The organism is Microbacterium sp. T2.11-28, assembly GCF_950097975.1.
GTDB lineage: Bacteria > Actinomycetota > Actinomycetes > Actinomycetales > Microbacteriaceae > Microbacterium.
This window is the reverse complement of record NZ_CATNHF010000001.1, coordinates 891,498-904,673: the sequence shown is the minus strand read 5'-3', so window position 1 is coordinate 904,673 and position 13,176 is coordinate 891,498. Positions and strand designations below refer to the sequence as shown.

The following is a 13,176-nucleotide window of genomic DNA, read 5'->3' as shown; positions in this document are numbered from 1 at the left end:
TGCACGTTCAGGGTCACTCGGTGACGATCAGGTCCAGCGCGGACTGCATCGCGGTGCGCTGCGCGTCGCTGATGGGGGCGCTGCCGGCGGCGGAGGCCGCGGCGTCCTGGCCCTCGGGGCTGATGACGTACTCGAGGAAGCCCTTCACCAGCGGCGCGGCCGAGGCGTCGGTGTACTGCTCGCAGGCGATCATGTAGCTGACGAGCACGATCGGGTAGGCGGCGGAGTCCGGCGTGCGGTCCAGCGCGATGGCGAGGTCGCCCTCGGTCCGGCCCTCCTCGAGCGGCGACGCGTCGACGACGGCGGCGGCGGCCTCCGGCGAGAACGGGACGAACTCGTCGCCGATCTGCACCGCGACCGTGCCGAAGTCGGCGGCACGCGAGGCGTCCGCGTAGCCGATCGCACCGTTGCCGCCCTGCACCGCGGCCACGACGCCCGAGGTCTGGGGCGCGGCCTCGCCGCTGTCGAGCGGCCACACGCCGTCGGGCTCCCAGGTCCAGACGTCCGGAGCGGCCTGGTAGAGGTAGTCGGTGAAGTTCTCGGTCGTGCCCGAGTCGTCGGCGCGGTGGACCGGCGTGATGGCCAGGTCGGGCAGCTCGACGCCCTCGTTGGTCGCGGCGATGGCCGGGTCGTTCCAGTTGGTGATCGTGCCGGCGAAGATGCCCGCGACGGTGGCGGCGTCCATGTTCAGCGTGTCGATGCCGTCGAGCGTGAAGATGACGGCGATCGGCGAGATGTACGACGGGATCTGGATGATGTCGGTGTCGGGAGCGCACGCGCTGAACGGTCCGGCGGCGATCTCCTCCGTGGTGAAGGCACGGTCCGAGCCGGCGAAGCCGACGGCGCCGGCCTGGAACGACTCGCGACCCGCACCCGAACCGGACGGGTCGTAGGTGACGGTGGCGCGCTCGTTGGTGGTCTGGAAGCCGGCGGCCCAGGCCTGGACGGCGACATCCTGCGCGGACGAGCCGGCGCCGGCGAGCTCACCGGACAGCGTGGGCGCTTCTCCGGCGGGGTCGGAGGTCGAACCGGTGCCGGGAGTCCCCTCGTTGGCGGCGCAGCCGGTGAGTGCGAGAGCCGCGATGGCGGCGACAGCGCCCAGCTGGGCGATGCGGTTGAGCTTCACTGTGAGATCCTTCGGGTGTCAGGGTGCGGCCCTGGTGCAGGGCACGACCGTGACGGTAGACATCGACTCTTAAGAGAGTGCGCTGTGTCGGTAAACGGAAGGTGAACAGTGCCGGTGCGGCGCGGAGAACCGCGGGATCCCCCGGTGCCCGGGCGCAGCCCGGGAGCGCCGGTCAGACCTTGGGCTCGTGCGTCTCGATCGCGACGATGCCCGAGCCGGGATTGGTCGCCGACAGGTGCACGACCGAGAATGCCGCCACCTCCAGCGCCGATGCGCTGCCGAGGTACGACCCGCGCAGCGTGCCGGTCGCGAGGGCGAGCTCGCTCATGATGTCCGGCAGCACGGGGCCGTGGCTGCACAGCACGGCGGGCTTGCGCGCGCGCACGCGCTTGCCGACGACGGCGCGCACGTCGGAGGTCCCGTCCTCCCAGGCGTCCTGGCCGATGAGCGGCGTGCGCTCCATCTCCTTGCTGAGCGCGGCGGCGAGCGGGGTGACGGTGGTCACGCAGCGGACCGCGTCGCTCGTGACGATCTTGCGGGCCCCGAAGGTGCGCAGCGGCCCCACGAGCGCGTTGGCCTGCTTCGCGCCCCGGGCGGTCAGCGGGCGCGCCGCGTCGGCGCCGGTCCACTCCTCGCGGGGGGTGGCCTTGGCGTGGCGCAGGACGATGATCGGGAAGGTCGAGAGGATGCCGTCGCCGACGAAGGTGAGGAAGTTCTCGAGGATCTCGATGTCGACCGGATAGCTGAGGTGCTTCAGAGCCCGCTTGGGACTCATCCACTCGATCGCGGCGATCTCCTTGTTCGGCACGAACCTCGACGCGCGGATGGCGTCGTCGGTGGCCTCGGCCGCCCAGTAGTGGACGATCTTCTGACGCTTGCTCGGCATCCGGTAGCGGGAGACGCCGACGGGGATGCCCAGGCGCACGCGGATGCCGGTCTCCTCGAAGATCTCGCGCGCGGCCGTCTCGGCGAGGGTCTCGCCCGGGTCGACCTTGCCCTTGGGCAGGGTGACGTCGGCGTACGCCGTGCGGTGGATCACGAGCACCTTGAGCTTGCCGTCGACCACGCGCCAGACGACCCCGCCCGCGGCGTACACCGCGGTGTCGGTCATCGCACCGCCCTCGCGCGACGGCGCCGTTGGATCTGCGTCATCGTCCTCTCCTGCAGGTCGATGAGCGGCGCGCCGTCGGCGTCGGTGCTGTGGCGCGTCCAGACCCCCTCGGCGCCGAGGTGCCAGGAGCTCGTCCCCTCGGACATGGCGAGGTCGAACAGGTCGACGAGCTCCTTGACGTGCGCCGGTGCGACGACGCGCACGAGCGCCTCCACGCGGCGGTCGAGGTTGCGGTGCATCATGTCGGCGCTGCCGATGTACACCTGCGGGTCGCCGTCGTTCGCGAACGCGAAGATGCGCGAGTGCTCGAGGTAGCGCCCGAGGATCGAGCGCACGGTGATGTTGTCGCTCACGCCCTCCAGGTCGGTGCGCAGGGAGCAGATGCCCCGCACCCAGACGTCGACGCGCACGCCCGCCTGGCTGGCGCGGTACAGCGCGTCGATGATCTGCTCGTCGACCATCGAGTTGACCTTGATGCGGATGTGCGCGGGCTTGCCGTCCTGCGCGTGGCGCCGTTCCTTGTCGATGTGGCGCAGCAGGCCCTTGCGCAGGTGCAGGGGGGCGACGAGGAGCCGCTTGAACTTCTTCTCGATCGCGTAGCCGGACAGCTCGTTGAACAGACGGGTGAGGTCCCGGCCCACCTGCTCGTCGGAGGTGAACAGGCCGAAGTCCTCGTAGAGCCGGCTGGTCTTCGGGTTGTAGTTGCCCGTGCCGATGTGGCTGTAGCTGCGGAGCATGCCGTCTTCCTCGCGGATGACGTGGAGCAGCTTGCAGTGGGTCTTGAGCCCCACGAGGCCGTAGACGACGTGCACGCCCGCCTTCTCGAGCTTGCGCGCCCAGACGATGTTCGCCGCCTCGTCGAAGCGGGCCTTCACCTCGACGAGGGCGAGCACCTGCTTGCCGTTCTCGGCGGCGTCGATGAGCGCCTCGACGATGGGGCTGTCGCCCGACGTGCGGTACAGCGTCTGCTTGATGGCCAGCACGTGCGGGTCGCGCGCGGCCTGCTCGAGGAAGGCCACCACGCTCGTGTTGAACGACTCGTACGGGTGGTGCACGAGGACGTCGCCCTTGCGGATGGCGGCGAACAGGTCGGCGCGCCCGTTCTGCTCCGCGGGCTGGAACGCCGCGGCCGTCGTCGGCACGTGCGCCGGGTAGCGCAGCTCCGGCCGGTCGATGCGGCCGAGGTCGAACAGGCCGCGGAGGTCGAGCGGTCCCGGCAGGCGGTAGACCTCCTGCGCGGTGATGTCGAGCTCGTTCAGCAGCAGGTCGAGGGTCACGTCGTCCATCGACTCGGTGACCTCCAGCCGGATGGGAGGCCCGAACCGTCGGCGCAGGAGCTCGGCCTCCAGGGCCTGGATGAGGTTCTCGGTCTCGTCCTCCTCGATCACGACGTCTTCGTTGCGCGTGAGGCGGAAGGCGTGGTGCTCGAGCACCTCCATGCCCGGGAAGAGGTCGCCGAGGTTGTTGGAGATGAGCTCCTCGAGCGGCAGGTACCGCGAGGGAGCGTCGGTGCGCGAGGTGTCCGGGCGGGGCACCTCCACGAAGCGGGGGAGCATCGGCGGCACCTTGAGGCGGGCGAACTCCTGCCGGCCCGTGCGGGCGTTGCGGATGCGGATCGCGAGATTCAGCGACAGGCCGGAGATGTAGGGGAAGGGGTGGGCGGGATCCACGGCGAGCGGCATGAGCACCGGGAACACCTGGTTCTGGAAGTACCCGTACAGGTTCTCGCGGTCGGACTCGGAGAGGTCGTCCCAGGTGACCACCTCGATGCCGCCCTCCGCGAGGGCGGGCTTGACGAGGTCCTGCCAGACCGCGGCGTGGCGCAGCTGCAGGGCGTGCGCGTCGGCGGAGATGTCGCCCAGCACCTCCTGCGGCGCACGGCCGACGTTGGTGGGGATCGCGAGACCGGTCATGATGCGGCGCTTGAGCCCCGCGACGCGCACCATGAAGAACTCGTCGAGGTTGCTCGCGAAGATCGCGAGGAAGTTGGCCCGCTCGAGCACCGGCAGGGTGGGATCCTCGGCCAGCTCCAGCACGCGCTGGTTGAAGGCGAGCCAGCTGAGCTCGCGATCGAGGTACCGGTGGTCGGGCAGCTGGGAGTCGGCGAGCTCGACGGCGTCGAAGTCGTCGTCGTCGGCGTCGCCCAGGCCGGAGTCGGTCACCGCGGTGTCGATCATCCCCTCATCATTGCAGGGCGACGTGACCGACGCGTTAACCGATCAGGCCTCCGAGCGCTCGCGGGGCGAGGCGATCTGGTCCTCTTCGTAGACGTTGAAGCGGTAGCCGACGTTGCGGACCGTGCCGATGAGCTGCTCCATGTCGCCGAGCTTGGCCCGCAGGCGCCTCACGTGCACGTCGACGGTGCGGGTGCCGCCGAAGTAGTCGTAGCCCCACACCTCGCTCAGCAGCTGCTCGCGGGTGAAGACGCGCGACGGATGGGTCGCGAAGAAGTGGAGGAGCTGGAACTCCTTGTACGTGAGGTCCAGCGGCTTGCCGTGGACCTTCGCGGAGTACGACGACTCGTCGATCGTGACGCCCGAGGTCTGGATGCGGGTGGAGACGGGGTCCTTCGTCATCCGGCCGATCGCGAGGCGGATGCGGGCGTCGACCTCGGCGGGACCGGCGCCGACCAAGATGACGTCGTCGATGCCCCAGTCGGTGGAGACGGCGGTGAGGCCGCCCTCGGTGACCACGAGCACGAGCGGCGCGTCGAGGCCGGTGGTGTTGAGGATCTTGCAGAGCGACTTCGCCCCCACCAGGTCCACGCGCGCGTCGACGAAGATGACGTCGGCGCTCGGGGCGTTGACCAGCTGAGCGGGCTCGGCGGGGATCTGGCGCACCCGGTGGCTCAGGAGCTCGAGCGCGGGAAGGACCGCTCCGCCTCCCGGTGTGGAGGAAGGTGCGGAGCTCAAGACGAGAAGCTGAGCCAAGAGGGTCCTTCCCGGTCCGGATGCCGGAACCGTGCCCCCATCTTAGAACCACCCGACACGCCTCTCGGCGCGCTGCCCGAGAGGCGCCCGCCCTCCACCGGTCGCCGGGGCCCGGGACGCGGACGACGCGCGTGCGCCACAATGGAGGGGTGACCGCTCCGGAGATCGCCCCTCGCCGCTCGATGACCGGCGTCATCGTCGTCTGGGTGCTGGCCGCCGTGGCGGCCGTGCTCGTCGGGATCCTCGCCCCCGAGGACTGGCGTGCGGCGTGGATGGGCGTCGGGATGGGGCTCATCGTCCCGGTCGCCTTCGCCGTGCAGCTGTGGTCGGGTCGGTCGCAGGGGTTCATCCAGCGGGTCGCCCTGAGCGTGATCGGCGGGCTGCTGGTGATGGGATTCATCGGCGTCGGCCTGGGCCTGGCGACCCTCTTCTCGGCGTAGAGTAGGGCCCATGGACCTCGTCGCACTCGAACTGTTCTTCGTCGGACTGCTCGGCCTCGCGTCGGTCGCGATCGTGTTCGTCTCGGCCGTCGTGCTCAAGAACCTGTACCGCGGCCAGCGCTGAACCCGTGATCGATCTGCCCACGGACCTCCCGGCGGACATCGTTCCGCTCTCGTGGCTGCTCGGGGTCTGGGAGGGCACCGGCGTCATCGACTACGACAGCGGCGACCGGCACTACTCGGGCGAGTTCGCGCACCGCGTGAGCTTCAGCCACGACGGCGGCGACTACGTGAACTACGCGGCGAATGCCTGGTTCCTGGGTGACGACGGCGCCCGCACGCCGCTGGTCGCCGAGCAGGGGTTCTGGCGCCTGGCGCGTCCGGCCGGCGACATGGACGCGGGCCCGGCCCTGCTCCCGGCGATCGAGGCGCGCCTCTCGGCACGGTCCGCCGACGATGTGGAGCGCCTGCGCAACGCCTCCGGCGGCTTCGATCTCGAGGTCGCGATCATCCACTCCGACGGGGTGAGCGAGCTCTACGTCGGACAGGTGCAGGGACCGCGCATCGACCTCGCCACCGACGCCGTCGTCCGTCCCGCCAGCGCGAAGGACTACGCCGCCGCCACGCGCATGTACGGCCTGGTCGACGGCCACCTCCTGTGGGCGTGGGACATCGCCGCCCTCGGGGGCGGACTGGCCGCCCACGCCTCCGCACGACTCGCGCGGGCCGACTGATGACCTCGCCGTTCCACGACGTGCCTGCCGCCGTCTTCGACGGCGACGTGCTGCTGCACGTGGGCAGCCCGCTCCGGGAGCAGCGCGCTCTGGAGCAGGGCGAGGCCATCGTGCCCCGTGCCGACCGGGCCGTGCTCACCGTCTCGGGCGAGGACCGGCTGAGCTGGCTCGACTCGCTGACCTCGCAGGCGCTCGCCGCTCTGCCGGCCGGGGTGAGCACCGAGCTGCTGGTCCTGGACCCGCAGGGTCACGTGGAGCACGCGGCGGCCGTCGTCGACGACGGTGTCCGCACCTGGCTGATCGCCGACCGGACGGATGCCGAGGGGCTGCTCGCCTGGCTCACCCGGATGCGCTTCCGCCTGCGCGTCGACCCGCAGGACGTCTCCGCCGAGCACGTCGTGATCGGCGGCACGGCAGCGGCGGTGGCGGACATCGCCTCCACCGTGGTCTGGCTGGACCCGTGGCCGGCCGTCGCCGCCGGCGGCTGGGGCTACGCCGCGGTCGATCCTCACCCCGCAGCCTCCCGCGACTGGGCGGAGGCGGTGGTGCCGGTCGCGGTCGCCGAGCAGCTGGCGGCCGAGGCGGTCCGCGGTGAGCGCTCCGTCGCCGGGACGCTCGCGGCGGAGGCCCTGCGGATCGCGGCCTGGCGACCGCGTGCCGGCGCCGAGGCCGACGGGCGCACCCTGCCGCACGAGGTGGACTGGCTGCGCACCGCCGTCCACCTCTCCAAGGGCTGCTACCGCGGCCAGGAGACCGTCGCGAAGGTCCACAACCTGGGGCACCCCCCGCGCCGGCTCGTCTCGCTCCAGCTCGACGGCAGCGACGCGGTCCTCCCCGAGCCCGGTGCCGAGGTCCGCGCCGACGGCGAGGTGGTGGGCGTCCTGACCTCCGCCGCCCGCCACTACGAGGAGGGTCCGATCGCGCTGGCCCTCGTGCGGCGGACGACCCCCGTCGACGCCGCCCTGACCGTCGCGGTCGACGGTGGGGAGATCACCGCCGCCCAGGAGCAGATCGTGCCGCCCGACGCGGGGCGCACGGCATCCGTCCCGCGGATGCCGCGCCTGTCGCGCCGGCGGTAGGCGCCGGTGAGCGATCCGCAGACCGCGCCGGTCCCGGCCGGCGGAAGGGCGCGCGCCGACCTGCGCGCCGGGCTCGATCGGCTGCGGGAGTCGTCGACGCCGATCCTGCAGATCGTGCTGGCCGCCACCGCCGCCTACGCGTTCGCGCACTTCGTGCTCGGTCACGCGGCGCCGCTGCTGGCGGCGACGGTGACGATCTCGAGCCTCGGACTCGTGCGCGACGCGCGCCCCCGTCGCGTGCTGGAGACCGTGGTGGGGATGGTCGTGGGCATCCTCATCGCCGAGCTCATCCTGCTCGTCGCCGGAGTGGGGTGGTGGCAGCTGGCGATCACGCTCGCCGCCAGCCTGGCCGTCGCCCGCTTCCTCTCGCCACAGCCGGGCTTCGCGATCGCCGCGGCCATCCAGTCGGCGATCGTCATGGTGATCCCTGCGAGCGTCCCCTTCCTGCGCCTGGTCGACGGCGTCGTCGGCGGCATCGCCGCGCTGCTGGTCACCGCGCTCGTGCCCCGCAACCCCGTGCGCGCCGTCACGCGTGACGGGCACGCGCTCCTCGCCGCGTTCGACGGCGCCGTGCTGACGCTCGTGCAGGCGCTGCGGCGCGGCGACCGGATGCGCGCCGAGCGCGGTCTGCAGAAGGCCCGTGCGCTGCAGCCCCTCGTGGATCGGTGGCAGGCGTCGCTGGAGTCGGGCCGTGCCATCGCCCGCATCTCGCCGTTCCTGCGCCGGCAGCGGTTCGAGCTGGAGCGCCAGGACCGTGTGCGGGTGCACATCGATCTCGCGGTGCGCAATCTGCGGGTGATCGGCCGCCGCGTCGTGTACGTGTGCGACGACAGCCGCCCGCGCCCGGTCGCCGCGGATCTCCTCGGCGAGCTCGCCGCCGGAGCCCGGCTCATCGGCGACTCGCTCGACGACATCTCCTTCGAGCCGGCGGCTCGGGAGGCGGTGCGCGCGGTCGCCGCGCGCCTGGACCCCGCGACCCTCGCCGCGGGGCGGCAGAGCCTGGACCAGAACCTCGTCGGCGCTCTGCGCCCCCTCGCGGTGGACCTCATGACGGCGGCGGGAATGCCGTCCGCCGACGCCCGGGCGGCGCTCCCGCGCGTCTGAGCGACGCTCTCAGGCGTGCGGCGCCACGGTCCTCCACGGCACGGTGACCTCGCCGAGGCGCCACCGTGAGCGGGCGCCAGCCGCGGAGGCGACCGGCCAGCCCGCCGCGTCCAGGGCGGTGAGGGCGGCCCGCCAGCGCTGAGCGGGCCCGAACGCGGAGGCCGCGACGGCGCGCGTCCACTCGAGCTCCAGCGCCGCGAGGAACGCATGCACCGGCTCCCCGGGGACGTTCCGGTGGATGAGCGCCTTCGGCAGGCGCTCGGCGGCGACGGCGGGGGAGTCCAGGTCCCGCAGCCGCAGCGAGACGGTGAGCGAGCGCGGCGCGCCGTCGGCCCCGACCTCCACCCACGTGCAGATCCGGCCGAGCTCGTCGCAGGTCCCCTCGACGAGGATGCCGTCCGGGTGCAGCCGTGCCGACATCCGCTGCCACGCGTCGGCGACGTCGGACTCGTCGTACTGCCGCAGCACGTTGAAGGCGCGGATGACCGCCGCGCGCCGGCCATCGGCCACCGGCACCTCGAACCCGCCGCGGGCGAAGGACACCCGCGCGTCGGGCGCGAACTGCCCGCGACCGGCACGGATCTCCGCCAGCTGCGCCTGCGCGCGGGCCACACGGGACGGGTCGATCTCCAGTCCGAGCACCTCGACGTCGGCACGCGCCCGCCGCAGCCGCGCCTCGAGCTCGAAGGCGGTGACGCCGCTCGCACCGTAGCCGAGGTCGACCACCAGCGGGTCGGTCGCGCGGCGCAGGGCCGGGTGCCGTGCGATCCAGCGATCGACCCGTCTCAGCCGGTTCGTGTTGGTCGTGCCGCGCGTGATCTGCCCGACCACTCTGCCGGGCACTTTCTCCGGCGTCATCCCCCCATGATGGCAGTGCCCCGGCCGATAGACTGGCGCCATGACCGCGCCGTACACGCTGATCCTCCTCCGCCACGGGCAGAGCGAGTGGAACAAGACGAACCAGTTCACCGGTTGGGTGGATGTCCGCCTCACCGACCAGGGCAAGGCCGAGGCCCAGCGCGGCGGCGAGCTCCTCAAGGAGGCCGGGCTCCTTCCCGACGTGCTGCACACGTCGCTGCTGTCGCGCGCCATCCAGACCGCGAACATCGCCCTCGACGCCGCGGACCGCCTCTGGATCCCGGTCCAGCGCTCGTGGCGCCTCAACGAGCGCCACTACGGTGCGCTGCAGGGCAAGGACAAGGCCGAGACCCTCGAGGAGTTCGGCAACGAGCAGTTCATGCTGTGGCGCCGCTCGTTCGACGTTCCGCCGCCGGACCTCGACGACGACAGCCCGTACAGCCAGGTCAACGACCCGCGCTACGCCGGGATCGACGGCGACGTCCCCCGCACCGAGTCGCTGAAGATCGTCATCGACCGCCTGCTCCCGTACTGGGACAGCGCGATCGTCCCCGACCTGCAGGCGGGGAAGACCGTCCTCGTGACCGCGCACGGCAACTCGCTCCGCGGCCTGGTGAAGCACCTCGACGGCATCAGCGACGCCGACATCGCGGAGCTCAACATCCCCACCGGCATCCCGCTCGTCTACAAGCTGGGCGAGGACCTGCGCCCGCTCGGACCGGGCGAGTACCTCGACCCCGAGGCCGCCGCCGCCGGTGCCGCCGCCGTCGCAGCGCAGGGGAAGAAGTAGCGCTCAGCTGACGGCGTTTCGTCTCGTCGCTGCGCTCCTCGCTCAACGACCGGGGAGCGCTGACGGCGTTTCGTCTCGTCGCTGCGCTCCTCGCTCAACGACCGGGGGAGCGCTGACGGCGTTTCGTCTCGTCGCTGCGCTCCTCGCTCAACGACCGGGGGCTCAACGACCGGGGCTCAACGACCGGGGGGCGACCAGCGGAGGCTCGACGGGCGGTGATGGCTTCCGGTCGTTGAGCGAGCGCAGCGAGACGAAACGCCCGGCTCACTCGCCGGTGACGATGATCGAGATCGCGTTCGTGTCGGGGGTCCAGTCGCCGGTCGCGAGGTAGGCGACCTTCTTGGCGACCGAGACGGCGTGGTCGGCGAAGCGCTCGTGGTAGCGGCTCGCGAGGGTGGCGTCGACGGTCGCGGCCGCCTCGCCCTTCCAGGTCTCACCGAGCACCTTCTCGAAGATCGCGAGGTGCAGGTCGTCGAGCTCCTCCTCGAGGGAGCGGAGCTTCTCGACGAGCGAGAGGTCCTCGGTGCGCAGCACCTCGGTGAGCGTGCGCGCCACCTCGACATCGAGCTCGCCCATCTTGATGAAGGTGCTCTTGAGGCCCTTCGGGATGGCGCGCTCGGGGAAGCGCATGCGCGTGAGCTGCGCGATGTGCTCGGCGATGTCACCCATCCGCTCCAGCGACGCGCTGACCCGCAGCGCGGCGACGACGATGCGGAGGTCGCGGGCCACAGGCTGCTGGCGCGCGAGGATCTCGATGGCCAGCTCGTCCAGCTCGATCGCCTTGTCGTCGATCACCTGGTCGTCCTCGATGACCTCCTCGGCCAGGGCGACGTCGCTCGTGCCGAACGCGCGGGTGGCCTTGTCGACGGCGACCGTCACGAGTTCGGAGATCTCGACCAGACGTGCCTGCACGTCCTCGAGCGACTGGTGGAACACTTCGCGCATCAGCGGAAACCTCTCTCTTCGCGGGCGCGGCACGATGCCGAGCCGGCGACGCGGCGATCATCCCCTCCGAAGGTTAACGGACGGTGCCGCGTCGGTGAACACTGCGCGAGAGCGACCCGCCAGCGCGGGCGGGAGGCATTTCGCGTGGTCCCTGCGACTCTACGCTGGGGTCATGGACTCGACGCAGCTGGCGCTGATCGCGCTCGGCGTGGGCACCCTCATCGGGTGCGCCCTGGCGGCGCTGCTGCTGGTGGCCCTGCGCGCGCGTGACGCGGCCCGCCTGCAGGCGTCGTCCGACCTGCCCGACGGCACGCGCGCCGTGCTGCAGGGCATGGACGAGGTGGCCGTCGTCGTCGACTCGTCCCTGCACATCGTCGCCGCCTCCGCCCCGGCCGAGCTGTTCGGGATGGTGGAGGGCGAGCTGCTGTCCTCCGACGAGTTGCGCGACCTGGTGCGCTCCGCGCGCTCGACCGCCCGCCCCGAGGCCGAGACCCTGCGACTGCGCCGCGGCGTGGAGCTGCGCTCGGTCACCGCCCGCGCGAGCAGCATCAGCGCGCGCCTGACGCTCGTCGTGATCCGCGACATCACGGAGCGCGAACGCGTTGAGGAGATGCGCCGCGACTTCGTGGCCAACACGAGCCACGAGCTGAAGACGCCGGTGGGGGCGGTGACGCTCCTGGCGGAGGCGATCGAGTCCGCCGCCGACGACCCCGACCAGGTGCGGCACTTCGCCGGGCGGCTGGGCGCGGAGGCGTCGCGGCTCGGCCAGCTGACGTCCCGCATCATGAACCTGTCCCGGCTGCAGGCGGCCGACGACCTCACCGAGCTGCGCGACGTGTCCATCGACGAGGTGCTGACCGCCGCGATCGAGTCGCAGACCATCGCGGCCGACGCGGCGCAGATCACCATCGTGCGCGGCGGGGTGCGCGGCGCCTGGGTGCGCGGCGACGTGCAGGTGCTCACCGAGGCGATCGCCAACCTCGTCGCCAACGCCGTCGCGTACTCCCCGTCCGGATCCACCGTGGGCGTGGGGGTCAAAGTCGTCGACGGGGCCGTCGAGATCGCCGTCACCGACCGCGGCATCGGCATCCCCGAGGGCGAGCAGGCCCGTGTGTTCGAGCGCTTCTACCGCGCCGACCAGGCCCGCTCCCGCCGCACCGGCGGCACGGGGCTGGGACTGTCGATCGTCAAGCACGCGGTGCAGCGGCACGGCGGCGAGGTAGAGCTGTGGTCGCGGCCCGGTCGGGGCTCGACGTTCACCGTGCGCCTGGCCGCCGTGGCCGCGCCCCACGACGACGGCAAGCGCAAGCGCGCCTCGAAGAAGAAGAAGAAGAAAGCCACCCGCGACGCTGCGCGGGTGAAGGGAGACAAGAGATGACCCGGGTGCTGATCGTCGAGGACGAGCCCGACCTGGCCGACCCGCTGGCGTATCTGCTGCGACGCGAGGGGTTCGAGGTGGAGATCGCCGAGGACGGCCCGACGGCGCTCGACGCGTTCACCGCACGCGGCGCCGACATCGTCCTGCTGGACCTCATGCTGCCGGGGATGCCGGGCACCGAGGTGTGCCGCGTGATCCGCACGACCTCGCAGGTCCCCGTCATCATGCTGACCGCCAAGGACTCCGAGGTCGACATCGTCGTGGGACTGGAGCTGGGCGCCGACGACTACGTGACCAAGCCCTACTCCTCGCGCGAGCTGCTGGCCCGGATGCGGGCGGTGCTCCGCCGGGCGGAGGGGCCGGAGCTCGACATGGACGAGCGCGTGGTCGAGGGCGGCCGCGTGCGGATCGACATCGACCGGCACACCGTCGCGGTCGACGGCACGGTGATCCCGATGCCGCTCAAGGAGTTCGAGCTGCTCGAGGTGCTCATGCGCAACACCGGACGGGTGCTGACCAGAGGCCAGCTCATCGACCGCGTCTGGGGGAGCGACTACTTCGGCGACACGAAGACGCTCGACGTGCACATCAAGCGGATCCGCTCGCGCATCGAGCAGAACCCGAGCGAGCCGACGATGCTGCTGACGGTGCGCGGCCTCGGATACCGCTTCGAGGGCTGAG

13 protein-coding genes are annotated in these 13,176 nt (G+C 71.8%); 7 read left to right on the top strand and 6 right to left on the bottom strand.

The window, feature by feature from the left end; translation table 11 throughout:
- Positions 1-13 precede the first annotated feature (13 nt).
- From QQZ13_RS04400 to QQZ13_RS04385, 4 genes are all read right to left on the bottom strand, one after another.
- Positions 14-1,126, bottom strand: a complete 1,113-nt coding sequence (locus tag QQZ13_RS04400) for a phosphate ABC transporter substrate-binding protein PstS (protein WP_284527889.1) — start codon at positions 1,124-1,126, stop codon at positions 14-16.
- Positions 1,127-1,298: 172 nt separating this feature from the next.
- Complete coding sequence (locus QQZ13_RS04395; protein WP_284527888.1) at positions 1,299-2,237, bottom strand: NUDIX hydrolase; 939 nt, start codon at positions 2,235-2,237, stop codon at positions 1,299-1,301.
- Positions 2,234-4,414: an RNA degradosome polyphosphate kinase gene (locus tag QQZ13_RS04390; RefSeq protein WP_284527887.1), complete on the bottom strand. Its 2,181-nt coding sequence runs from the start codon at positions 4,412-4,414 to the stop codon at positions 2,234-2,236. The genes QQZ13_RS04395 and QQZ13_RS04390 overlap by 4 nt, the downstream gene beginning before the upstream one ends.
- A 42-nt stretch (positions 4,415-4,456) precedes the next feature.
- On the bottom strand, positions 4,457-5,167 hold the full coding sequence (locus QQZ13_RS04385) for a response regulator transcription factor (RefSeq protein ID WP_284527886.1): 711 nt from the start codon (positions 5,165-5,167) through the stop codon (positions 4,457-4,459).
- Between the two features lie 149 nt (positions 5,168-5,316).
- On the opposite strand from QQZ13_RS04385, the gene QQZ13_RS04380 reads away from it, so the two are divergent.
- The 4 genes from QQZ13_RS04380 to QQZ13_RS04365 all read left to right on the top strand — a co-directional run bounded on the left by QQZ13_RS04380 (position 5,317) and on the right by QQZ13_RS04365 (position 8,524).
- Positions 5,317-5,607: a hypothetical protein gene (locus QQZ13_RS04380; protein ID WP_284527885.1), complete on the top strand. Its 291-nt coding sequence runs from the start codon at positions 5,317-5,319 to the stop codon at positions 5,605-5,607.
- A gap of 128 nt (positions 5,608-5,735) precedes the next feature.
- Positions 5,736-6,341 (top strand): FABP family protein, encoded by a 606-nt coding sequence (locus QQZ13_RS04375; protein WP_284527884.1) that lies wholly within the window; start codon positions 5,736-5,738, stop codon positions 6,339-6,341.
- Positions 6,341-7,420: a folate-binding protein YgfZ gene (locus QQZ13_RS04370; RefSeq protein WP_284527883.1), complete on the top strand. Its 1,080-nt coding sequence runs from the start codon at positions 6,341-6,343 to the stop codon at positions 7,418-7,420. Before QQZ13_RS04375 ends, QQZ13_RS04370 begins: the two co-directional genes overlap by 1 nt.
- A 6-nt stretch (positions 7,421-7,426) precedes the next feature.
- Positions 7,427-8,524 (top strand): aromatic acid exporter family protein, encoded by a 1,098-nt coding sequence (locus QQZ13_RS04365; RefSeq protein ID WP_284527882.1) that lies wholly within the window; start codon positions 7,427-7,429, stop codon positions 8,522-8,524.
- A 9-nt stretch (positions 8,525-8,533) separates the two neighbouring features.
- On the opposite strand, the gene QQZ13_RS04360 is transcribed toward QQZ13_RS04365, so the two are convergent.
- Complete coding sequence (locus tag QQZ13_RS04360) at positions 8,534-9,382, bottom strand: class I SAM-dependent methyltransferase (protein WP_284527881.1); 849 nt, start codon at positions 9,380-9,382, stop codon at positions 8,534-8,536.
- 40 nt (positions 9,383-9,422) lie between these two features.
- Here QQZ13_RS04360 and QQZ13_RS04355 point away from each other — a divergent pair, with 40 nt between their 5' ends.
- Positions 9,423-10,172: a phosphoglyceromutase gene (locus tag QQZ13_RS04355; RefSeq protein ID WP_284527880.1), complete on the top strand. Its 750-nt coding sequence runs from the start codon at positions 9,423-9,425 to the stop codon at positions 10,170-10,172.
- Between the two features lie 264 nt (positions 10,173-10,436).
- Here the strand turns inward: QQZ13_RS04355 and phoU are convergent, their stop codons facing one another.
- Complete coding sequence (phoU, locus tag QQZ13_RS04350; RefSeq protein WP_284527879.1) at positions 10,437-11,117, bottom strand: phosphate signaling complex protein PhoU; 681 nt, start codon at positions 11,115-11,117, stop codon at positions 10,437-10,439.
- Positions 11,118-11,289: 172 nt separating this feature from the next.
- On the opposite strand from phoU, the gene QQZ13_RS04345 reads away from it, so the two are divergent.
- Both QQZ13_RS04345 and QQZ13_RS04340 read left to right on the top strand, forming a co-directional pair.
- Entirely contained in the window at positions 11,290-12,495 is a 1,206-nt protein-coding gene (locus QQZ13_RS04345) for a cell wall metabolism sensor histidine kinase WalK (protein WP_284527878.1), read from the top strand.
- Positions 12,492-13,175 carry a response regulator transcription factor gene (locus tag QQZ13_RS04340; RefSeq protein ID WP_284527877.1) on the top strand — a complete coding sequence of 228 codons (684 nt, stop codon included), beginning with the start codon at positions 12,492-12,494 and terminating at the stop codon, positions 13,173-13,175. The genes QQZ13_RS04345 and QQZ13_RS04340 overlap by 4 nt, the downstream gene beginning before the upstream one ends.
- The last annotated feature ends 1 nt before the right edge of the window (position 13,176 follow it).

What these genes read in the sequence shown, in the direction of transcription:
- QQZ13_RS04395 (WP_284527888.1), bottom strand. Translation starts at nt 2,237, where the DNA reads ATGACCGACACCGCGGTGTACGCCGCGGGCGGGGTCGTCTGGCGCGTG.
- QQZ13_RS04390 (WP_284527887.1), bottom strand. Translation starts at nt 4,414, where the DNA reads ATGATCGACACCGCGGTGACCGACTCCGGCCTGGGCGACGCCGACGAC.
- QQZ13_RS04370 (WP_284527883.1), top strand. Translation starts at nt 6,341, where the DNA reads ATGACCTCGCCGTTCCACGACGTGCCTGCCGCCGTCTTCGACGGCGAC.
- QQZ13_RS04360 (WP_284527881.1), bottom strand. Translation starts at nt 9,382, where the DNA reads ATGACGCCGGAGAAAGTGCCCGGCAGAGTGGTCGGGCAGATCACGCGC.
- QQZ13_RS04355 (WP_284527880.1), top strand. Translation starts at nt 9,423, where the DNA reads ATGACCGCGCCGTACACGCTGATCCTCCTCCGCCACGGGCAGAGCGAG.
- phoU (WP_284527879.1), bottom strand. Translation starts at nt 11,117, where the DNA reads ATGCGCGAAGTGTTCCACCAGTCGCTCGAGGACGTGCAGGCACGTCTG.
- QQZ13_RS04345 (WP_284527878.1), top strand. Translation starts at nt 11,290, where the DNA reads ATGGACTCGACGCAGCTGGCGCTGATCGCGCTCGGCGTGGGCACCCTC.
- QQZ13_RS04340 (WP_284527877.1), top strand. Translation starts at nt 12,492, where the DNA reads ATGACCCGGGTGCTGATCGTCGAGGACGAGCCCGACCTGGCCGACCCG.